The sequence below is a fragment of the Haloplanus natans DSM 17983 genome (genome assembly GCF_000427685.1).
In the GTDB taxonomy this organism is placed as follows: Archaea; Halobacteriota; Halobacteria; order Halobacteriales; family Haloferacaceae; genus Haloplanus; species Haloplanus natans.
Genome location: NZ_KE386573.1, coordinates 1,113,592 through 1,132,869, shown reverse-complemented (window position 1 = coordinate 1,132,869; position 19,278 = coordinate 1,113,592). Strand labels below are relative to the sequence as shown.

At 69.0% G+C, this 19,278-nt stretch carries 21 protein-coding genes; 10 read left to right on the top strand and 11 right to left on the bottom strand.

Features of this window, described 5'->3' with window-relative positions; translation table 11 throughout:
- Positions 1-27: 27 nt before the first annotated feature.
- The gene (locus HALNA_RS07990; protein ID WP_049935862.1) at positions 28-1,191 is read right to left on the bottom strand and encodes an MFS transporter; all 1,164 of its coding nucleotides are present in this window, start codon (positions 1,189-1,191) and stop codon (positions 28-30) included.
- Between the two features lie 84 nt (positions 1,192-1,275).
- Here HALNA_RS07990 and HALNA_RS07985 point away from each other — a divergent pair, with 84 nt between their 5' ends.
- Together HALNA_RS07985 and moaC are read left to right on the top strand one after the other, a co-directional pair.
- The gene (locus HALNA_RS07985; RefSeq protein WP_049935861.1) at positions 1,276-2,709 is read left to right on the top strand and encodes a bifunctional ADP-dependent NAD(P)H-hydrate dehydratase/NAD(P)H-hydrate epimerase; all 1,434 of its coding nucleotides are present in this window, start codon (positions 1,276-1,278) and stop codon (positions 2,707-2,709) included.
- Positions 2,702-3,196 (top strand): cyclic pyranopterin monophosphate synthase MoaC, encoded by a 495-nt coding sequence (moaC, locus tag HALNA_RS07980; protein WP_049938010.1) that lies wholly within the window; start codon positions 2,702-2,704, stop codon positions 3,194-3,196. Before HALNA_RS07985 ends, moaC begins: the two co-directional genes overlap by 8 nt.
- On the opposite strand, the gene hflX is transcribed toward moaC, so the two are convergent.
- Positions 3,193-4,485 carry a GTPase HflX gene (gene hflX / locus HALNA_RS07975; RefSeq protein WP_049935860.1) on the bottom strand — a complete coding sequence of 431 codons (1,293 nt, stop codon included), beginning with the start codon at positions 4,483-4,485 and terminating at the stop codon, positions 3,193-3,195. The genes moaC and hflX overlap by 4 nt on opposite strands.
- Positions 4,486-4,721: 236 nt before the next feature.
- Here hflX and HALNA_RS07970 point away from each other — a divergent pair, with 236 nt between their 5' ends.
- On the top strand, positions 4,722-6,212 hold the full coding sequence (locus HALNA_RS07970; RefSeq protein WP_157573485.1) for a plastocyanin/azurin family copper-binding protein: 1,491 nt from the start codon (positions 4,722-4,724) through the stop codon (positions 6,210-6,212).
- 54 nt (positions 6,213-6,266) lie between these two features.
- The gene (locus HALNA_RS07965; protein ID WP_049935858.1) at positions 6,267-6,608 is read left to right on the top strand and encodes an FUN14 domain-containing protein; all 342 of its coding nucleotides are present in this window, start codon (positions 6,267-6,269) and stop codon (positions 6,606-6,608) included.
- On the opposite strand, the gene HALNA_RS07960 is transcribed toward HALNA_RS07965, so the two are convergent.
- The 3 genes from HALNA_RS07960 to HALNA_RS07950 form a co-directional block, all read right to left on the bottom strand.
- On the bottom strand, positions 6,609-7,334 hold the full coding sequence (locus tag HALNA_RS07960; protein WP_049935857.1) for a ribosome assembly factor SBDS: 726 nt from the start codon (positions 7,332-7,334) through the stop codon (positions 6,609-6,611).
- Between the two features lie 244 nt (positions 7,335-7,578).
- The gene (trxA, locus tag HALNA_RS07955; protein WP_049935856.1) at positions 7,579-7,914 is read right to left on the bottom strand and encodes a thioredoxin; all 336 of its coding nucleotides are present in this window, start codon (positions 7,912-7,914) and stop codon (positions 7,579-7,581) included.
- Positions 7,915-7,978: 64 nt separating this feature from the next.
- Positions 7,979-8,641, bottom strand: a complete 663-nt coding sequence (locus tag HALNA_RS07950) for a 2,5-diamino-6-(ribosylamino)-4(3H)-pyrimidinone 5'-phosphate reductase (protein WP_049935855.1) — start codon at positions 8,639-8,641, stop codon at positions 7,979-7,981.
- A 112-nt stretch (positions 8,642-8,753) separates the two neighbouring features.
- Here HALNA_RS07950 and HALNA_RS20855 point away from each other — a divergent pair, with 112 nt between their 5' ends.
- On the top strand, positions 8,754-9,101 hold the full coding sequence (locus HALNA_RS20855) for a hypothetical protein (protein WP_211226003.1): 348 nt from the start codon (positions 8,754-8,756) through the stop codon (positions 9,099-9,101).
- A gap of 15 nt (positions 9,102-9,116) precedes the next feature.
- Here HALNA_RS20855 and HALNA_RS07940 read toward each other — a convergent pair whose 3' ends face one another.
- On the bottom strand, positions 9,117-9,866 hold the full coding sequence (locus HALNA_RS07940) for a YqjF family protein (RefSeq protein WP_049935853.1): 750 nt from the start codon (positions 9,864-9,866) through the stop codon (positions 9,117-9,119).
- A 113-nt stretch (positions 9,867-9,979) separates the two neighbouring features.
- Here HALNA_RS07940 and HALNA_RS07935 point away from each other — a divergent pair, with 113 nt between their 5' ends.
- Genes HALNA_RS07935 through HALNA_RS07925 form a run of 3 tightly spaced genes read left to right on the top strand, consistent with a single transcriptional unit; the run spans position 9,980 to position 13,510 of the window.
- Positions 9,980-11,251: a Single-stranded DNA binding protein gene (locus HALNA_RS07935; RefSeq protein ID WP_049935852.1), complete on the top strand. Its 1,272-nt coding sequence runs from the start codon at positions 9,980-9,982 to the stop codon at positions 11,249-11,251.
- Positions 11,248-12,750, top strand: coding sequence for an RPA family protein (locus HALNA_RS07930; protein ID WP_049935851.1), 1,503 nt, complete (start codon positions 11,248-11,250; stop codon positions 12,748-12,750). The genes HALNA_RS07935 and HALNA_RS07930 overlap by 4 nt, the downstream gene beginning before the upstream one ends.
- Before the next feature lies 1 nt (position 12,751).
- Entirely contained in the window at positions 12,752-13,510 is a 759-nt protein-coding gene (locus tag HALNA_RS07925; protein ID WP_049935850.1) for a metallophosphoesterase, read from the top strand.
- Positions 13,511-13,533: 23 nt separating this feature from the next.
- On the opposite strand, the gene HALNA_RS07920 is transcribed toward HALNA_RS07925, so the two are convergent.
- Complete coding sequence (locus HALNA_RS07920) at positions 13,534-13,887, bottom strand: hypothetical protein (protein WP_049935849.1); 354 nt, start codon at positions 13,885-13,887, stop codon at positions 13,534-13,536.
- Between the two features lie 89 nt (positions 13,888-13,976).
- Here HALNA_RS07920 and HALNA_RS07915 point away from each other — a divergent pair, with 89 nt between their 5' ends.
- Positions 13,977-16,814, top strand: a complete 2,838-nt coding sequence (locus HALNA_RS07915) for a DEAD/DEAH box helicase (RefSeq protein ID WP_049935848.1) — start codon at positions 13,977-13,979, stop codon at positions 16,812-16,814.
- A 29-nt stretch (positions 16,815-16,843) separates the two neighbouring features.
- Positions 16,844-17,266 (top strand): hypothetical protein, encoded by a 423-nt coding sequence (locus HALNA_RS07910; protein ID WP_211226002.1) that lies wholly within the window; start codon positions 16,844-16,846, stop codon positions 17,264-17,266.
- A 6-nt stretch (positions 17,267-17,272) separates the two neighbouring features.
- Here HALNA_RS07910 and HALNA_RS07905 read toward each other — a convergent pair whose 3' ends face one another.
- The 4 genes from HALNA_RS07905 to HALNA_RS07890 all read right to left on the bottom strand — a co-directional run bounded on the left by HALNA_RS07905 (position 17,273) and on the right by HALNA_RS07890 (position 19,184).
- Positions 17,273-17,962, bottom strand: a complete 690-nt coding sequence (locus HALNA_RS07905) for a YqjF family protein (protein ID WP_394324594.1) — start codon at positions 17,960-17,962, stop codon at positions 17,273-17,275.
- 20 nt (positions 17,963-17,982) lie between these two features.
- The gene (locus tag HALNA_RS07900; RefSeq protein ID WP_049935846.1) at positions 17,983-18,447 is read right to left on the bottom strand and encodes an NUDIX domain-containing protein; all 465 of its coding nucleotides are present in this window, start codon (positions 18,445-18,447) and stop codon (positions 17,983-17,985) included.
- A gap of 108 nt (positions 18,448-18,555) precedes the next feature.
- A complete protein-coding gene (locus tag HALNA_RS07895; RefSeq protein ID WP_049935845.1) occupies positions 18,556-18,834 on the bottom strand; it encodes a DUF7521 family protein in 279 nt (92 codons plus the stop codon).
- Positions 18,831-19,184, bottom strand: coding sequence for an ArsR/SmtB family transcription factor (locus HALNA_RS07890; protein WP_049935844.1), 354 nt, complete (start codon positions 19,182-19,184; stop codon positions 18,831-18,833). Before HALNA_RS07890 ends, HALNA_RS07895 begins: the two co-directional genes overlap by 4 nt.
- Positions 19,185-19,278: the final 94 nt, after the last annotated feature.

Sequence of the window (19,278 nt, the reverse complement as noted above, 5' to 3'; positions counted from 1 at the left end):
TCTCGTTCAGTAAATTATCTGATATTTTCACGTATCGGCGGTCGTTGGGAACCCACCGGCGAGATACAGGCCCGCGAGGCAGGCGACAAGCGCGAGGAGGCCGGCCGCGAACCCGAGGAAGACGGCGTCGAAGGAGAACCGTTCGCCGAGGACGCCGACCACGCCGCTGCCGGTCGCCTGCACGAACAGCGCGAGGCCGCCGTACACCGCATAGGCGCTCCCGCGGTTGTCCGGCACCGCGCCCAGCACGTACGCGTCGAGGGCGGGAAAGAGGCTGTGGGCGGCGAGGCCGAGGGCGACGCTCACGGCGACGAGGGCGGCCAGCGACTCCGCGACGGTCAGCGCCGCGACGCCGACAGCGACGCCGGCGCCGAGCGTCAGGATGTAGGGGACGTGTGGCAGGCGGTCGGCGAGGCGGCCGCCGATCCAGAAGGCGGGCAGACCGGCGGCGAACGCGACGGTCAGGAGCGTCCCCGCCCGCCCCGCGGCCAGCCCCTTGCTCCCCACGAGATAGGTGACATAGAAGTTGAACACGCCCTGCCAGACGAAGCCGGCGCCGCCGATCATCACCACCGCCGCGAGGATGATCCGCCAGTGAGCGAGCGCGGCGCGGAAATCGCGGTCCGCCCCCTGCGGAACGCCGCCCTCCCGCCGCCGGGCGACGCCGACGACGGCGAGTGTCAGCGTCGCACCGAGGGCGGCGAGCATCCAGAAGACCGCCCGCCACGAGGCGGTGACGACGAGGGTGACGGCGAGCGTCGGGGCGAGTACCGCCGCGGCCTGTGCGGCGACGCCGTGAACCCCGACCGCCCGCCCCACCGCGTCGGGGTAGAGGTCGCCGATCAGCGGGACTGCGGACGCGTAGTACGCCCCGGAGGCGACGCCGAGGGCGAAGGCGCCGGTCTGGAGGACCGGTATCGACGTGGCCGACGCGGTCAGCGCCGCCGCGGCTGTGAGGAGGACGCCCGCACCGAGCACGATCCGACCCCGGCTGACGCGTGTGACGAGGTAGCCGACGGGAATTCGGGGGACGGCCGTCCCGACCCAGACGAGCGTCGTCACCAGCCCCAGCCCCGCCGTCCCCACGTCGAAGGAGGTTCGGAAGGTTTCGAGGAGGGGCGCGAAGGCGACACGACCGAAGTTGGCACAGAAGACGAGCCCACAGAGGGAAGTAAAGAGCCGGCGGGTCACGGCGGGGGTTCGTCGGGCGGTGGCACAAGGGTTGCGTTCGACTCGTGGCGAATACTATAACGGCCACCGCGGCAACACCCGAGTATGATCACAGCCGAACGCATGGCCGCGGTCGACGAGAACGCGGCCGCCCTCGGCGTCTCGCGCAAGCAGTTGATGGAGTCGAGCGGCAACGCCGTCGCCGCCGCGGTCCGCTCGGTCGCCGACCCCGGCGCCTCGGTCGCGCTGGTCTGTGGCCGCGGCAACAACGGCGGCGACGCCTTCGTCGCCGCGCGCTTCCTCGACGACTACGACGCCGCAGTTCACCTCCTCGGCCGACCCGAGACCATCGCGACGGACATCGCGCGCAAGAACTGGGACGCGTTGGTGCGAGCGGAGTACGACACCCACGTTGTCCGCGACTCCCGGGACCTCGACCTCGGCGCTCCCGACGTGGTCGTCGACGCGATGCTCGGGACGGGCGTGACGGGCGCGCTCCGCGAACCCGAGCGCTCGGCCGCGGCGGCGATCAACGAGTCCGATGCGGCCGTCGTCGCTGTCGACGTGCCCTCCGGCGTCGACGCCGATACGGGCGAGGCGGCGGGCGTCGCCGTCGACGCCGACCACGTCGTCACGTTCCACGACGACAAACCCGGACTCGGCGGCTGGGACGTGACAGTCGCCGACATCGGCATCCCCGAGACGGCCGAACTGTTCGCCGGCCCCGGCGACCGACGCCTCCTCTCCCGCCCGAGCGACGCCCACAAGGGCGACTTCGGCGAAGTGCTCGTCGTTGGCGGCGGACCGTACACGGGTGCGCCCGCCCTCGCCGCACAGGCGGCGATGCGCGCCGGCGCCGACCTGGTGCGTGTCGCCTGTCCCCGCACAGTCGCCCGCGAGGTGCAGGGGTTCGAGGCGGGACTGATCCTCCGCCCGTTCGACGGCGCCCGGTTCGCGGCCGAGAGCCTCGACCACGTTCGTTCCCTCGCGGCCGACCACGACGCCGTCGTCTTCGGGCCGGGGCTGGGGACCCACGAGGCGACCCTCGACGCAGTGCGGACGTTCCTCGCCGACTACGACGGGCGGGCGGTGATCGACGCCGACGCCCTGCAGGTCGTCCCCGAGGTGGACACCGACGCGACCCTGCTCTGTACGCCCCACCAGGGCGAACTTCGGGGGATGGGTGGGCCGAGCGCGGACGACTGGCGCGACCGGCTGGACGCGGTAGCCGACTTCGCGGCCGAGATCGGTCACGCGCTCCTCGTTAAGGGCGCGTACGACGTGATATCCGACGGCACCGCGTCGCGGGCGAATCGCACTGGCAACCCGGGGATGACCGTCGGCGGCACCGGCGACGTGCTCGCGGGAATGGCGGGGGCGCTCCTCTCGACGGGGGACCCGGTCGACGCCGGGACGCTCGCCGCCTACGCCAACGGCCTCGCGGGCGACCGGGTCGTCGACCGACAGGGGTACGGGTTGCTGGCGAGCGACCTCTTACCCGAACTGCCGCGGGCCCTGTGGGGTGGTCGCGATGAGTGACGACGGTGCGCCGGGGGACGACCTGACCCACACCGACGAGTCCGGGTCGGTTCAGATGGTCGACGTGGGCGGCAAACCCGACACGTCCCGCCGGGCGGTCGCCCGCGGCGAGGTTCACCTCCAGCCCTCGACCATCACGGCCATCCGCGACGACGAAATCGGGAAAGGCGACGTGCTGGCCACCGCCCGCGTCGGCGCCGTGCAGGCGGTCAAACACACCTGGGAGACGATCCCGATGTGCCACCAGATACCCATCACGAACGTCGACACCGAGTTCGACGTGGACGAGGACCTCGTGACGCTCACCGTCGCCGTCGAGACGACGGGGAAGACGGGCTGTGAGATGGAGGCACTGGAGGGCGTGACCACGGGGCTCAACGTCGTCTGGGATATGGTGAAGGCGGCCGAGAAGGACGCGGACGGCGAGTATCCGGACACGGCGATCCGTGACGTGCGGGTGGTCGAGAAGACGAAACGGAAGCTCTAGGCATCGACGGCGGCGAGGTCGCTCGCCTTGGCGCGGGCGCGTTCCACGACGGAGGGCCGGGCTTCGAACTCCAGGACGACCTGTTCGCCCTCGTACTCCTCGCTCTCGACGTTCGCGTGGTCGTGGACCCACGAGACGAGGCTCATGGTGTCGTCGCCGAGAGGGAGCACGAGGCGTTCGAACCGCCAGTCGGGGAGTTCGCGCTCGATCCGGTCCCGGAGTTCGTCGACGCGGTCGCCGGTCAGCCCCGAGACGGCGATGGGGTTGGGGGCGAGCGCCGACAGCGCCTCGCGTTTCTCGGCGAGTTCGTCCTCGTCGACGCGGTCGATCTTGTTCAACACGGTGACGATGGGCGCCTCGTTGCGTTCGTACAGCGTGTCGTGGCAGGTGACGAGTTTCTCGCGCATCTCCTCGACGGGCTCGCTAGCGTCGACGACGAGGAGGACGAGGTCGGCGTGATAGACGGAGTCGAGCGTTGACTCGAAGGATTCGACCAGCCAGTGTGGAAGATCGGAGACGAAGCCGACGGTGTCGGTGAGGAGCACGTCCCGTTTTCCGGTGTCGGCACGGCGGGTGGTGGTGCCGAGCGTGGTGAACAGGCGGTCCTCGCTCTCGGCGGTGGTGTCGAGGTCCGGGTGGCGGCCCTCGTTCTCGTCCACGTCGAGTTCGGCGGCGAGGCGGCGCATCAGCGTCGACTTGCCGGCGTTGGTGTAGCCCGCGAGCGCGACGAGGTCGAAGCCGGATTCGCGGCGCTGGTCGCGGCGTGTCTCCTCTTTCTCCGCGATGGCGTCGAGTTCCCGCTTGATGTCCGCGATCTGGTTTTTGATGTCGCGCTCGCGGCTCTCGTCGTACTCGCCGAGCCCCATAAACCCGGGGCGCTCGTCGCGCTTGGCGAGGCTGGTCTTGGCCTCGGCGCGTGGCAGTTCGTAGCGGAGTTCGGCGAGTTCGACCTGTAACTGGGCCTTGCGGGTCTGCGCTCGCTGGCCGAAGATATCGAGGATGAGCGTGAAGCGGTCGATCACCTCGACACCCTCCGGGAGCGTGCCGCCGATGTTGTACGTTTGATAGGGGCCGAGACGGTTGTCGACGATCACGGCGTCGGCGCCGGTCTCGACCGACAGCGCCGCGAGTTCGTCGACCTTGCCCTCGCCGAACGCGAAGGCGGCGTCCTCCTCGCGGGTCTGGGTGAGCTCGCCGACCACCTCGTAGCCCGCGGCGCGGGCGAGCTCCCCGATCTCGCTCAGATCGGCGTCCCCACGCTCGACGCGCTTGGCGACGACCGCTCTCATCGGTCCACCGTCGTCGGGGTCGTGTCGGTTCCCTGCACGATCTACTACCGAGGTAGGCGCTCGAACCACTTAAACTCCGCTCGGCGGGATACGGCCGTTTCACCGACCGTCGCCGCCGAATAATGAACGATTAATTATTATGTTATAAATCTAACTATATCCCATCTCGCGCCCGGTTCGGCCGCCAGTCGATGGTTCGACTCCATCGGTGGGACCTCCCCGGGAGGGGAGCCACGATGCCACAGGAGTTCACACTCTCACGACGGAAGGCGCTCGCCGCGCTCGGCACCGTCGGCGCCGCGTCGGCGGGGGCGGGGCTGGGGACGAGTGCCTTCTTCAGCGACGAGGAATCGTTCCAGAACAACCGACTGGTGGCGGGCGAACTGGATATGCACGCCGCCTACTCGGCACACTACTCCGACTGGAGTCCCGAGGACGGCGCCGGCGTCACGGTGCGGATGTGGGACGGCCCCACGGGGACGGCGGGGAGCGCGAACGACCTCGAATCCGGCGAGACGGGCTTGCCGCTAGACGACGCGTGGTTGATCGCCGTCGACGACCCCGAGACGTTCCTCGCCAACACCCAGTACGCGGCCGACGGCACCACCGACTGCGACCCGGGCACCGACGCCGAGGACCTAACACAGCCGGTGATCGATTTCGGCGACGTGAAACCCGGCGATTTCGGGGAGGTCACCTTCGACTTCGCGCTCTGTGACAACCCCGGGTACGTCTGGTTCGTCCCGACGCTCCGCTCGGCGGGCGAGAACGGCGTGACCGAACCGGAGGCCGACGATCCGGACGAGGGCGACGACGTGGAACTCCTCGACGCCGTCCGGACGGCCGTCTGGGTCGACGACGGCGACGACTACCAGGACGACGACGAGACGCCGACTTTCGTCGGGAGCCTGCGACAGCTCCTGTCGATGACCACCGTCCCTGGCATCGAGTTCGGCGGCGACCTGAACGCCGAGGCGGGCGGTGGCACGGGTGAACAGGGCTGTTTCTCGGCCACGACCACTCACTCGGCCGGCTTCGCGTGGTGGCTGCCGGTCGACCACGGCAACGAGGTCCAGAGCGATTCGGCTACGCTCGACCTCTCTTTTTATACGGAGCAGTGCCGTCACAACGACGGCGCGGGCATCGACTGCACGCTCGATTCCTGTACACGGGCGTTCCTGCTGGACGAACCGACCGATCTGGCGCTGATGGACGGCCTCCAGTGGGACGGCGAGACGGTCGCCGACACCACGACGGTGCGAGTCGGTACGGGCGTCGCGTACGACCCGTTCGGCGTCGCGCCGTTCGGGTTCGACCCGGCCGTCACCTGCGTCGAGGCTGGCACGACGGTGCGCTGGGAGTGGGTCGACCAGACCGAGGTGAACCCGGCCATCCCGGAGACGGTGCATCACAACGTCATCATCTTCGAGTTCCCGGACGACATGGACGGCTGTGACACCGCGACCGTCGACCCGGCGACGGTCGTCAACAGCGGCCACCCGGTCGGTCACGACTCGGCGAGGGGCGTCGACGAACCCAGCCCCTTCGAACACACCTTCGCCGACCCGGGCGTCTACCCGTACTACTGCGAGCCACACGGGGCGCCCGAGGCGTTCCCCAATCCCGACGAGACGCTCGACGACTACCACCACCCACCGGGGCGGCCGGAACTCGACGAGCCACAGAACCTGCTCGGAATGCGCGGGACGGTGATCGTCACGGAGTGACGGAAGCGAGCGCCGTGCCACAAACGACTTAACCGCTACCGGCCCACTGGACGTATGGACTGGCTTCTGATCGGGTTACAACTGGGGATCGATCCCCAACAACTGGGGTTGGAGTTCGGGGGTGGGGCCGTCATCGGGGGGATCATCGGCTTCGCCGCGAAGAAATTGGCGAAAATCATCGCGATCATCGTCGGCCTCGAACTCGCGCTGTTCAAATTTCTGGAGTCCCGCGGGATCCTCACCGTCGACTGGGCGGGGCTGTCGGCGGGCCTTCTGAAGACCGGTGAGGGCGCGGCGTCGGGCGGGCCGCCCGGCTGGGCGTCGACCATCCTCTCGACGCTTTCGGTCTCAGCCGGCTTCACCGGCGGCTTCCTGCTGGGTTTCCGGCGGGGATAATTACCTGACGTTCAGGTCGTCCTCGTCTTTGACGATCCGCGTCTCCGCCTCGCCGCTCGTCACCTCGTTCACCAGGTCGTAGAACTCGTTTTGCATCCCCGCGGGGAAAGTGAGCACGCCGATCCAGGAGCCGTCGGCCTGCCACTCCTCCCGATCCAGGTCGCCAAAGCCCCGGATCTTTGCCTGTGCGCTCCCGGCTTTGTCCGCCGGTACCTGCACCGCGACGGTCACCTCCGCGAAGCGGATGGGGATGACGGGTCGGAGGGCGTCGAGGGCGTCGTCGACCTGCGTCTCGACCCGTTCCATCGGATCGACGCGGAAGCCGGCTTCCTCCAGCGCCCGTTCGATACGTTCGGGCGGGTGCGGGGCGTCGTCCATCTGCGGGTTGACCGCGTTGCGCGCGATGCGGTTGATCAACTGCTTGCGCTTCTGTTCTTGCATTTCGCGGCGCTGCTCGGCCGTGATCTGAATCTCGCCGCGCTTGACGACTTCGGGGATGATTTCGAGTGGCTCGGTCGTGCCGAACACCTCCTCCAAGTCGTTTTCGGCCGGGCGGTCGCCGCGGGAGGCATCCTCGAACACGTCCTCGGCGGCGATCACGTCCTCTAGGTCGCCCTCGAACTCGCCGCGCTTGATCGCGAGCGCCGCGTCGGGGTCGATCAGTACCTCGAACCGCTCGCCGTGGGATTCGAGGCGTGCGGTGACGGCCTCGTCGAGTGAAATCATACGCCGAGGTAGACCCTCCGGGAGTATATACTCTCGGCCGTCGGCGCGCTCGGAGGGATAATCGTAGCTGTCCATCGATTCTCGCCCGGAGGCCGTTGTCGAATCTATAGTAGCCGCTGGAACGGTATGCGTGTCCGATCGCACGCAGTCGTGCGATCGGGCGAGCAACGACTTACGAATGCGACTATCGGTCCCGGATCGGCGAACGTAGCGGTGGCCGCGTGCGCGCCCGATCCGCACGCGTCTAGGAGAGGTTCTCGACGATTTCGACGAGGTTCGCCTTGTCCTGGACGCCGATTAGCCGTTCGGCCTGTTCGCCGTTCGCGTAGAACTCCAGGGTCGGGACGCTCTGGATGCCGCGTTCCTGTGCGAGCGTCTGCAGTTCGTCGATGTCCACTTTCAGGACGACGGCGTCGGTCTCCGCGGCGATTTCCTCGACCGTCGGTTCCAGCATCTTGCAGGGGCCACACCAGTCGGCGTAGTAGTCGACGAGGACGATGGCGTGGTCCTCGATGAGTTCGGCCAGGTGGTCGGCGTCTTCGACGTGGATGGGTTCTCCGTCCGCGGTCGACTTGCTCATGTTCACCCGTAGCCACGCGAACCCCTTAACCGTTGAGTCGTTCGGATGTCTCGGTGCACGACCGTCACCCCGTCCGGTATTCGAGCACGACGCCGTCGTCGAGGCGCTCGACGCCCACGAGATCGAGCGTCGGGAAGTCGGCGACGAACCCCTCGCCGTCGGCGAGGGTCGGCGCCTCGCGTCCGCCGACGACGAGCGAGCCGACGAAGACGCTCAACTCGTCGACGAGGCCGGCGTCGAACAGCGAGTAGATGAGTTCGCCTCCGCCTTCGGCCAGCAGGCGGTCGACGCCGTCGGCTTCGAGGGCGTCCAGCGCGGCCGGGAGGGCGACCCGCTCGTCGCCCGCCTCGATCACCGTCGCGCCGGCTTCCCGGAGTGCGGCCAGTCGCTCCTCGGGCGCCGCCGCCGAAACCAGCAGGTACGTCTCGGCGTCGTCGTTCAACAGCGTCGCGTCCGGCGGCGTGCGGGCGCGGGAGTCGGCGACGACCCGTGCCGGATTGGCGGGGCGGCCGTTTCGGAGCCGCTCGACCCGTCGATCCTCCGATTTCACGCCGAGGTGTGGATCGTCCGCGAGCGCCGTCCCGACGCCGACGAGGACGGCGTCGGTCGCGGCCCGCAGGCGGTCGACGCGGTCGAAATCCGCCGCGCCGGAGATGCGGACCTGTCGACGCTCGTGGGTCGAGAGCTTCCCGTCCACGCTCGTCGCCGCGTTGACGACGACTTCCATGTCACCTCTTCGAGCGGTGGGAGCAAAACCGCTTTCGGATCGATCACGACGACGACTATCAGCACTGATTCTCCGACGGGTAGAACTATATCCCGACGGCGACACTTCCTCCATGATGGATGCTCGTGGCATCTCCCCGGTCGTCGGCACCGTTACGACCGTGATTATAACGCTGTTGCTCGCCAGCGTCTTCGCCGTCGGCGCAGTGGGTACGACGGATTTCGGTACCGAGCGGACCCTCGTCGGCGAACTCGTCGACGGCGACGATACGGCCGTCACCGAGGGCGACGGTGACGACGACGATGGCAACGATGACGGTGACGACGGCGACGATGACGGTGACGACGACGGCGACGGCGACGATGACGGTGACGGCGACGATGACGGCGACGATGACGGTGACGACGACGGTGACGGCGACGACGATGACGATGACGGTGACGGCGACGAAGACGGGTAATGGGGACGCGTGGACTCAACCGAGTCGGCCCGGCGTGGCGTCGCCCGTCGTCCCGGTGACGAGCGGTTCGACCCGCATGGTGAAGCCGGGGCTGTACTGGACGACCGGGTCGCCCGTCGGCGCCGGGATCCCGGCCGCCTCGAACAGCGTGTTCTCCCGGATGGTCGCCGCCGCCGGCCGAAGGTCCCACGGCTCCCGGTCGAGTTCGCCGACCCGCCCGCCCCCGCCGCCGCCGGCCCCGAACCGCCGGTCCTCGTCGGCCGGCAGGAAGTAGCGGAACCGCTCGATACAGAACTCCTCGATGGTGTCCGACTCGGCCCGGTACGTCCTCCCGGTGGGCCGGTATCGCGCCCGAAAGGCGGCCGGCGGGTCGCCCTCGCGGCGACTGCGGACGCTCACCTCGTCGCCCCGTCGGGACAGGCGCATTCGAGCGCGGTGGAAGGGGATGCCGAACCCCCGGCGGCCGGCCCACGCGGCCAGTCGGTCACCCGTATCGAGCGAGAGGAAGTAGACGCCGGACTGGCCCCCCATCGTCACGTACGTCCGGAGGTTGAGCTGTGGGACGCCGCGTCGGAGCCAGGACGGGGGCGCCATCGGACCGGGACCGAACCCCCGATTCTCCAGCGCGAGGACGCTCACCCACGCCGATCCGTCGAACGTCTCAACGTCGAGTCCGTCGGGGACGTGTGGCTCGACGGCCGCCGGATCGAGAGCCCAGTGAGCGAACAGCACGTCACGCCCGGTGACGGTGAGGACGGGTGGCACGGCTGTGAGTTGGACCGGAGCGACTTTTGGTTACCGCCGGCCATCGGGACGAGCGACCGCAGCAACGGGTCGGAGTCGTCGTTTTTTATGCTGTCGCGACCAACCCCCGCCCGATGCAACTCGACGATCATGCCGAGGATCTCGCCTCCGACCTCGGCGTAGACAAAGCGGAGGTCAAAGACGATCTGGAGAGCCTGCTGGAGTACAACGTCCCCGTCGAGGAAGCCAAGGCGAGCATCCGCCGGAAACACGGCGGCGACGGTGGCTCCTCGTCAGCGCCGACGGCCAAGTCACTCGCGGACGTGACGCCCGAGGACGGCTCCGTCACGGCGACGGTCCGGGTGTTGACGAAAGGCACCCGATCGATCCGCTATCAGGGCGAGGACCAGGTGATTCGCGAGGGCGAGTTCGCCGACGACACCGGTCGTATCTCCTACACCGCGTGGGAGGCGTTCGACTTCGAACCCGGCGATTCGATCACGGTCGGGAACGCGAACGTCCGCGAGTGGGAGGGACGGCCCGAACTCAACCTCGGGACGAACACGACCGTCGCGGCGGCGTCGGAGCCGGTCGAGACGCCCCATCAGGTGGGCGGGAGTCGCGACCTGATCGACCTCGAACCCGGCGACCGCGGGCGGTCGGTCGAGGTGACCGTCCAGGAACTCGACCGGCGGACCATCGACGGCCGCGACGGCGAGACGGAGATCCTCTCGGGTGTCGTCGCCGACGAGACGGCGCGACTCCCCCTGACCGACTGGGACCCCCACGCCGAAATCGAGGACGGGGCGTCGCTCCGCCTCGGCGACGTGTACGTCCGGGAGTACCGCGGCGTTCCGCAGGTGAACGTCACCGAGTTCTCGACGGTCGAGCGGCTGGATCGCGAGATTTCCGCGCCCGCGACGGCGCCGAGCATGGGCGTCGGCGAGGCCGTCGCCTCCGGTGGCCTGTTCGACGTGGAACTCGTCGGCAACGTCATCGAGGTGCGCGACGGCTCCGGGCTGATCGAGCGGTGTCCGGAGTGTGGCCGGGTCGTCCAGAACGGCCAGTGTCGCGCCCACGGCGACGTGGACGGCGAGGACGACCTGCGGGTGAAGGCCATCCTCGACGACGGCACCGGAACGGTGACGGCTATCCTCGACACCGACCTGACCGCCGAGGTGTACGGCGGCGGCATCGAGGACGCGAAGGCGGCCGCCCGGGACGCGATGGACAAGGAAGTCGTCGCGGACGAGATTCGCGGGCGGATCGTCGGCCGCGAGTACCGGGTCCGCGGATCGCTCTCGGTCGACGAGTACGGCGCCAACGTCGACGCCGACGAGTTCGTCGAGAGCGCGGACGACCCCGTGGATCGGGCGAGCGAACTCCTCGCGGGGGTGGCGCGATGAGCGCGAGCGACGACGGCCCCGGCCGCCGGGAGGTGGCCTACCGCCTGTTCGCCGCCGAGTTCGACGACGCCACCGTCTCCTACGCCGAGAGCGACGAGGAACGGGCGCCGAAGTACGTCGTCACGCCGACCGGCGCACGTGTGAATCGAACCTTCGCGGTCGGCGTGTTGACCGAAGTCGAGTCGGTCAACGACGACGTGCTCCGGGCACGGGTGGTCGACCCGACGGGGGCGTTCGTCTCCTACGCCGGGCAGTACCAGCCGGACGCGGCGGCCTTCTTCGAGCGGACCGACCCGCCGGCGTTCGTCGCGCTCACGGGGAAGGCCCGCACCTTCCAGCCCGAGGACGGCAACCGGGTGTACACCTCGGTCCGTCCCGAGAGCGTCTCGGAAGTCGACACCGAGACGCGCGATCGGTGGACCGTCTCGGCCGCGGAGGCGACGCTCCGTCGCGTCGCCGCGATAGCCGACGCGCTCTCGATGGATCAGCGGGGCGACGACCTGGAGGCCGCCCTGCTGGACCGCGGCTACGACGCGTCGCTCGCCGCGGGCATTCCGATCGCCCTCGACCACTACGGGACGACCGTCGCGTATCTCGATGCCGTTCGCGAGGTGGCTCTCGACGCCCTCGAAGTCGTCGGCGGCGACCGGGACGAGGTCCGTGCGCTCGACGTGGCGCCCGACGACGCGGGGACCACGTCACTCGGCCCGCTTCCGGAGGCCGTGCAGCGGGCGGTCGAGACGGATGCTGCCGCGCCCGACCCGACAGCCGACGACCCGGAGACGGTAACCACGAACGAGGAAGTCGACGCGACCGAGGACGCGGCGCCCGAACCGGGGACCGGCGCCACGGAGACGGCCGAGAGTGCGATGGACGACGCCCCGACGCACGAGGAGTCGGTCTCCGCCGACGCGACACCCGACGAGTCCGTCGCCTCGGCGTCGACCGACACAACGGTGGACGACACGCCGTCGAGCGAGACGTCATCGGATACGTCGACGGACGACGGACTCGGCGACTTCGACGAGGATGACGACCTCTACGAACTCGACGAGGAGGAGCGCCGCGAAGTCGAGGCGGAGTTCGACGTGGGCTTCGAGAGCGGCGCCGAGGTCGACGACCCCGGCGAGGCTGGCATCGACGTGCCGGGGCCGGACGACCTCGACGACGGGGTAGCCGAGACCGGCACCGACGCCGTCGAGACGGCCACGGCCGACACCGCCGAGGACGCGGACGCGGACGCGGAGGGCGCCGCCGAAACGACCACCAACGACGGCGCCGATGCCGAAACCAGCGCCGCCGATGTGGACCTCGAAGAAGCGGCGGTCGACGCCATGTCCGATTTCGACGACGGCGACGGCGCCCCCCACGACGAGGTGGTGGCCGCGGTGGTCGACGAGTACGGCGCCGACCCGGGTGCCGTCGCCGACGCCATCGAGGACGCGCTGATGAGCGGGAAATGTTACGAGCCGAGTGAGGATCGGCTGAAGGCGATCTGAGGTGTCGCTCGTCGAGCCGGTGCCCGGCGAACCCGCCGCCGTCGCCGACTGCGGGTCGGAGCGGGCGCTCGTGGTCGCCGACTACCACGCCGGCATCGAGGCCGGCCTCCGATACGAGCGCGGCGTCGAACTCCGGAGCAACGCCGACGCCCGTCGCGGGCGACTCCGTGCGCTCCGTGACCGCGTCTCGCCGGATCGCGTCGTCGTCCTCGGCGACCTGGTACACCGGATCGGCGACCCCGACCGGGGCGAACGCGACGAGGTGGCGGCGCTGCTCGATGCCCTCGCCGTCCCGCTGACGCTCGTCCCCGGCAACCACGACGGGGGAGTCGCAGACGCCTACGACCGGATCGACGTAGCAGACGCCGGTGGCCTGCGACTGGGGAACGTGGGCTTCGTCCACGGCCACACCTGGCCGGATCGAGCCGTCCTCGGCGCCGCCACGGTCTGTATGGGTCACGAACACCCGCAGGTTCGGCTGGAAGACGAGGTGGGCGGCGGCCGCGTGGAGAAGGCGTGGCTCCGGGGGCGTCTGCGGGTCGGCCCCTTCGCCGATCGATTCGGCGTCGCCCCCGAATCGCTGGGGTGGGGCGATCCGGAACTCGTCGTCTTCCCCGCATTCAACGACCGCTCGGGCGGGACGTGGATCAACGTCGACGGGCGGGACTTCCTCTCGCCGTTTCTCCCCGCCGGTCTGGACGGCGACGCCGAGGCGTATCTGCTCGACGGGACGCGGCTGGGGTCGTACCGGCGGGTGTGACGCCCCGGCGGTCGCCGCGCCGATTACGCCCTTGGCACGCCGAACGCGCCGACGCCGACGCCGAGGAGGGCGTTCACGACGAAGAGGATGTGCAGCGCCGCGATCCAGGCGATGAGACCCATCACCGCGGCCGTCCCCCAGCCGCCGGGGTAGCGCCACTTCAGGACGCCGATCCACACGATCAGCGCGATGATCGGGCCGATCAGCGGAATCCACGCCGTCACGGCCCACCCGAGTGCGCCGAACACGGCGGTGACGACGGCGCGGCCGTAATCGTCGACGTCCGCGACGACCCGCGCGCTGAGGTATATCGCGAACCCACCGACCAGCAGGGCAACGACGAACGCGACCAACGAACCGACGAACGGAATAGCCATACGTGAGGTAGCTCGCCCGAGCGACTAGTTCCTGTGGAGTCGAGCCGGGAGCGGTGCGCTTAATCGGCTCGCGCGGGTAAGGCAGTCGAATGGCAGACACGACGCTCGACGGGATGGACGCGTTCACCCACCTCGGCGAGCGGGTACGCGAGGCGCTCTCGGAACGTGGCTTCTCGACGCCCACGGAGCCACAGCGACGCGCGATTCCGCCACTCGCCGCGGGCGAGAACGCCCTCGTCCTCGCGCCGACCGGAACGGGCAAGACGGAGACGGCGATGTTGCCGGTGTTCGACGCGATTCACCGTGCCGGGGACCGATTCGGTATCTCCGCGCTCTACATCACGCCCCTCCGCGCGCTCAACCGGGATATGCGCGACCGTCTCGACTGGTGGGGCGAGTATCTCGACGTCGAGGTGGACGTACGTCACGGCGACACCACGCAGTACCAGCGGAGCAAGCAGGCCGACGACCCGCCGGACGTACTGGTGACGACCCCCGAGACGCTGCAGGCGATGCTGACCGGCGAGAAACTCCGGACGGCGCTTGCGGACGTGGCACACCTGATCGTCGACGAGGTGCACGAACTCGCGTCCTCGAAACGCGGCGCGCAGTTGACGGTCGGGCTCGAACGCCTCCGAAATCTCGCCGGTCCGTTCCAGCGTATCGGGCTCTCCGCGACGGTCGGGTCGCCGGCGGAGGTGGGCAAGTTCCTGACCGGCGATCGGGGCTGTACGCTCGTGGAGGTCGACGCCGGCACCAACGTCGATTTCCGGGTCCGGAACCCCGAACCGACCGCCGAGGACGAGGCGCTGGCGGGCGAACTCGCGACCGATATCGATATCGCCAGCCACGTCCGGGCGATCCGGGATATCGTCGCCGCCCACGAGTCGACGCTGATCTTCGTCAACACGCGCCAGACCGCCGAGGCGCTGGGATCACGGTTCAAACGCCTCGACGCCCCCATCGGCGTCCATCACGGCTCGCTCTCGAAGGAGGCCCGGATCGAGGTCGAGGACGCGTTCAAATCGGGGGCGATCGACGGCCTCGTCTGCACCTCCTCGATGGAACTCGGCATCGACGTGGGACGGGTGGACCACGTCGTCCAGTACGGGAGCCCACGCGAGGTGTCCCGGTTGCTCCAGCGGGTCGGCCGTGCGGGCCACCGCCGCGACGCCGTCTCGGAAGGGACGATACTCGTCGATCACCCGGACGACACGCTGGAGGCGCTGGCCATCGCCCGTCGGGCGGTCGCGGGCGAGGTCGAACCCGCCGCCATCCACCACGGCAGCCTCGACGTGGTCGCCAACCAGATCGTCGGCCTCGTGATGGATCACGGCGAAGTCGCGGCTCGCGACGCCTACGAGACGCTGACGCGGGCGTATCCGTTCCGTGATCTCTCGGAAGCTCAGTTCCGCGAGGTGGTTCGGGAACTCTCGGGCAACCGCCTCCTGTGGTTGGAGGAAGACGCCGACCGCCTGGAGAAGTCGGGCGGGACGTGGCGATACTTCTACGCCAACCTCTCGATGATCCCGGACGAGGAGACCTACGAGGTGTACGACCTCTCCTCGCGGGAGACCATCGGCACCCTCGACGAGAAGTTCGTCCTCAACTTCGCGACGCCCGGCGAGACGTTCATCCAGCGGGGCGAGATGTGGCGGATCACCGAAGTTGACGAGGAGGAGACCCGTGTCGAGGTGACGCCCATCGAGGACCCCGCGGGCGAGGTGCCGTCGTGGACGGGCCGGGAGATTCCGGTTCCGGCCGCCGTCGCGGGCGAAGTCGGCGAGATGCGCGGCGTCGCAGCCGGGGGGTTCGAGGGCGGCGCCGACCGCACCGCCGCTGCCCGCGAGTTCCGGCCGCGGTACCCCGGCGACGAGCGCACCGTGAGCGAGGCGCTCGATCCGGTCGAACGGCAGGTCGAGGCGGGCGCGCCCGTCCCGACGAACGACCGCATCGTCGTCGAGGGACAGGGGCGGTCGGTCGTCGTCGACGCCGCTTTCGGCCACGAGGTGAACGAGACGCTCGGGCGCCTCTGTTCCGCGCTGGTCGGGCAGAAGACCGGGTCGTCGGTCGGGATGGAGGTCGATCCCTACCGGATCGAACTGGAGGTACCCGGCCGGACGGGGCCGAGCGACGTGATCGAAGTGCTGGAGACGACCGATCCGGACCACGTCGAGGGGCTCCTCGAACTTGCGTTGAAGAACTCGGGGACGCTGAAGTTCACGCTGGCGCAGGTGGCCGCGAAGTTCGGGGCGCTGAAACGGTATCAGGGCCAGGGCCGCTTCGGCGCCGACCGACTGCTTGCCGCCCTGGAGGATACGCCCGTCTACGACGAAGCGGTCCGGGAGGTGTTTCACACCGACCTCGCCGTCGACACCACGGCCGAGGTGCTCGAACGGATCCAGTCCGGCGAACTCGGCCTCGTGACCGCCCGCGAACTGACGCCCATCGGTACCGGCGGGCGGTCGAGCGGGCGCGAACTCCTCGTGCCCGAGAACGCGGACGCGAGCGTCGTCGAGACGCTGAAAGAGCGCATCCACGAGGATCGGGTGATCCTCGCCTGCCTCCACTGCACGGAGTGGACGCGGAAAACGAAGGTGAAACGCGTCCCGGACCAGCCCCGGTGTCCGGAGTGCGAGTCGACGCGGGTCGCCGCCCTGAACCCGTGGGACGAAGAGGCGGTGAAGGCGGTGCGCGCGACGGAGAAAGACGAGGAACAGGAGCGCCTGACCGAACGCGCCTACCGCTCGGCGAATCTCGTCCAGAGCCACGGCAAGCAGGCGGTTATCGCGATGGCCGCCCGCGGCGTCGGTCCGCACAACGCCGCCCGCATCATCGCCAAACTCCGCGAGAACGAGGCCGACTTCTACCGCGACATACTCGAACAGGAGCGCCAGTACGCCCGTACACAGTCGTTCTGGGACTAGTCCAAAGCTTCAATCCGACGTGGCCGAAGGTGGTGTATGGAACGCGCTGGCCGACCCCACCCGTCGCCGGAGTCGTCGTGACCGACCCCAACGTGGACACCGGAACCGCACTCGACCTGGAACCCGGTCCCACGCTCGTCGGCCTCGTCGTCGGCACTGGTGGCCTGCTCTTCCTGCTCGACCCCCTCGTCGGTCCCCTCGCAGTCGGCGAGATTCGGGTCCGCCCCATCGCGCTTTCGGCGGTCGTTCTCGGTGTCGGATTCTGTCTCGGCGCCCCCGTCTTCGTCCGGCGCGGCCACCGACTGTTCGGCATCGCGCACGGCGTCTTCGGCCTCGCGTGGGTCGGCGTCGCCGTCGGCACTGCATTCGGCCTCGGCGTCGTCGTCGTCGCCGCCGTCATCTTGGTCGTAGCCGGCGCCGGATTCCTGATCGCTTGCACGCGAACCTGGTAGACGCCCCTACGCCCGCCGAAGCCGCCCCGCAGTCACGTCGCTTCCCGGGCTGTAGCGGACCAGCGGCTCACCGGCCGGCCGGTCGAAGCCGTTGGCCTCGAAGAGCGTGTTCGACCGGATCGAGAGCGTCGCGTCGCTTACCTCCCAGGGCGGGTGTTCGATGTCGCCCCGATAGAGGCGGCCACCCTCGCTCTCGGTGTAAAAGCGGTAGCGCTCCGTGAGGAAGGCGTCGAGCGAGTCCGGCGCGACCGGCTTCGCCGTCCCAGTCGGTCGGTACGTGGCGTCGAACCGCGCCGACGCGGCGTCGCGGTGGGTGCGCCGACTCCGGAATCGAATCCCGTCCTCGCCGTCTTCGACCCGCATCTCCGCCCGGTAGTAGGGAAGTTCGAACAGCGCCCGCGCCAGCGTCACGCCGATCCGGTCGTCGGCGTCGAGGTTGTAGAAGTAGACCCCCGGGCCGTCCGCCGACCGGACGTACGTCCGGAGGTTCAACTCGGGAAATGAGAGGCCGAACGGGGCGCCGCGCGGACGGATCGGGTCCATCCGGAAGCCCACGACCCCGAGGTAGGCGTCGCCGCCGTCGGTGTCGACTGCCAGACCGTCCGGAAGCGTGGGCGCGACGACGCCGGGATCGACCGGCCAGTGGGCGAACAACACGTCGTCCCAGCGCATCGAGAGCAGCGCGCGCATACGTATCTGTACGGGGGCGACCGGATTCAGTCCCTCGGTTCGTCCAGCAGATTGGCGTTCCGGAGATACGCCTCGACGTACGGGTGGAGATCCGGGAACGGTGGCCCGAACGTGCGGAGTTCGGCGTGTTGGTCGTCGGAGGTGAACGACCCCTCACGTGGTCGGACGACGACGCCGTTGGCGGGATACTGTTTCGTCGACACGTCGTCGAACTCGCTTCCCTCCCAGAAATGTTCGTAGGCACCCAGTCGTCGTTCGATAGTCACGTCGACACCGAGTTCTTGACGCGCGACTCGATGGGTCGCCGCATCGAGCGTCTCCCCCTTGCGTACTCGCCCACCCGGGGTGAACCATCCGCCACGGCCCGGCTCGTTCTTCCGTTTCCCGAGGACGACGCCGCCGCCGTGGCGGACGAGTAGATCGACCGAGACGATGGGGACGTGTCGCACGATCTCCTGCCACGATTCCTCCGGGATCGGATGGTCGGTCATCAGCCCCGGCTACGTCGAGAGGGAAGTTGAATGCCGTCGGACAGTTGGCATCGAGCGGTTCCGTCGTAGCAACGGTGCGCTCTCGGGCACGCCAGGACCGGAGCGCACTCACCCGGCGGGACGGCGGGTTAGGGAGGCCAGAATGAACAACAGCCCACTCGAGACGATGAGCGCCTGTACGACCGCGGCGGACTGGAGGGACGTTCCGAGCAGGCGGTAGACGAGGCCCTCACAGATCGTCCCCACGCCGATGAAGACGAAGCCCACCGAGACGTAGAGCATCGGCGCACTCTGATTTCGCCGGTAGCCGTGATACGCGAGATAGGCGACGATCAGGCTCAAAACGAGGGTTATCAGCTTGACGATCAACACCGGGGGAGCGATCATCGGTTCTCTCGCATGTTCGTCCACAGCGACGTGAAGTTGTCCGCCAGTTCGTCCCGCGTCTCCACCGACAGCGAGAGTTCGCCGTCGGACACCGTGACGTGGAGCTCTTCGAGCGTCGTTTCGAACTGGCTTCGGTGCGCCCCGTCGGCGCCGACGGTCGAGTGTTCCTGGATGAGGCCGTGTTCCTGCAACGTCGACACGCGGCGGTAGATCGTCGTGAGCGAGGCGTCACAGATGTCACTGAGGGCTTTCGCGGTTTTCGGATCCCGGTCGGCCGCGAGGAGGATCCGTCGCGAATACTCGTCCGCGAGGACCTGAAAGACGGTCACGTCGATCTCGCCACGTCCCATACACCCGTCCACGAGTGCCACTGCCAAAGTAGCGACGGTTCGGTTCGGCGGCCGGGCCGCCTCTCGGCGTGACGGGGTCGGAGAGCCACCGCCC

Bases quoted from the DNA above. Each gene is read 5' to 3' on its own strand.
- HALNA_RS07930 (WP_049935851.1), top strand. From the start codon at position 11,248: ATGAGCGCGAGCGACGACGGCCCCGGCCGCCGGGAGGTGGCCTACCGC.
- HALNA_RS07985 (WP_049935861.1), top strand. From the start codon at position 1,276: ATGATCACAGCCGAACGCATGGCCGCGGTCGACGAGAACGCGGCCGCC.
- HALNA_RS07915 (WP_049935848.1), top strand. From the start codon at position 13,977: ATGGCAGACACGACGCTCGACGGGATGGACGCGTTCACCCACCTCGGC.
- HALNA_RS07970 (WP_157573485.1), top strand. From the start codon at position 4,722: ATGCCACAGGAGTTCACACTCTCACGACGGAAGGCGCTCGCCGCGCTC.
- moaC (WP_049938010.1), top strand. From the start codon at position 2,702: ATGAGTGACGACGGTGCGCCGGGGGACGACCTGACCCACACCGACGAG.
- HALNA_RS07965 (WP_049935858.1), top strand. From the start codon at position 6,267: ATGGACTGGCTTCTGATCGGGTTACAACTGGGGATCGATCCCCAACAA.
- HALNA_RS07935 (WP_049935852.1), top strand. From the start codon at position 9,980: ATGCAACTCGACGATCATGCCGAGGATCTCGCCTCCGACCTCGGCGTA.
- hflX (WP_049935860.1), bottom strand. From the start codon at position 4,485: ATGAGAGCGGTCGTCGCCAAGCGCGTCGAGCGTGGGGACGCCGATCTG.
- HALNA_RS20855 (WP_211226003.1), top strand. From the start codon at position 8,754: ATGATGGATGCTCGTGGCATCTCCCCGGTCGTCGGCACCGTTACGACC.
- HALNA_RS07920 (WP_049935849.1), bottom strand. From the start codon at position 13,887: ATGGCTATTCCGTTCGTCGGTTCGTTGGTCGCGTTCGTCGTTGCCCTG.
- trxA (WP_049935856.1), bottom strand. From the start codon at position 7,914: ATGAGCAAGTCGACCGCGGACGGAGAACCCATCCACGTCGAAGACGCC.
- HALNA_RS07900 (WP_049935846.1), bottom strand. From the start codon at position 18,447: ATGACCGACCATCCGATCCCGGAGGAATCGTGGCAGGAGATCGTGCGA.
- HALNA_RS07890 (WP_049935844.1), bottom strand. From the start codon at position 19,184: ATGGGACGTGGCGAGATCGACGTGACCGTCTTTCAGGTCCTCGCGGAC.
- HALNA_RS07895 (WP_049935845.1), bottom strand. From the start codon at position 18,834: ATGATCGCTCCCCCGGTGTTGATCGTCAAGCTGATAACCCTCGTTTTG.
- HALNA_RS07950 (WP_049935855.1), bottom strand. From the start codon at position 8,641: ATGGAAGTCGTCGTCAACGCGGCGACGAGCGTGGACGGGAAGCTCTCG.
- HALNA_RS07960 (WP_049935857.1), bottom strand. From the start codon at position 7,334: ATGATTTCACTCGACGAGGCCGTCACCGCACGCCTCGAATCCCACGGC.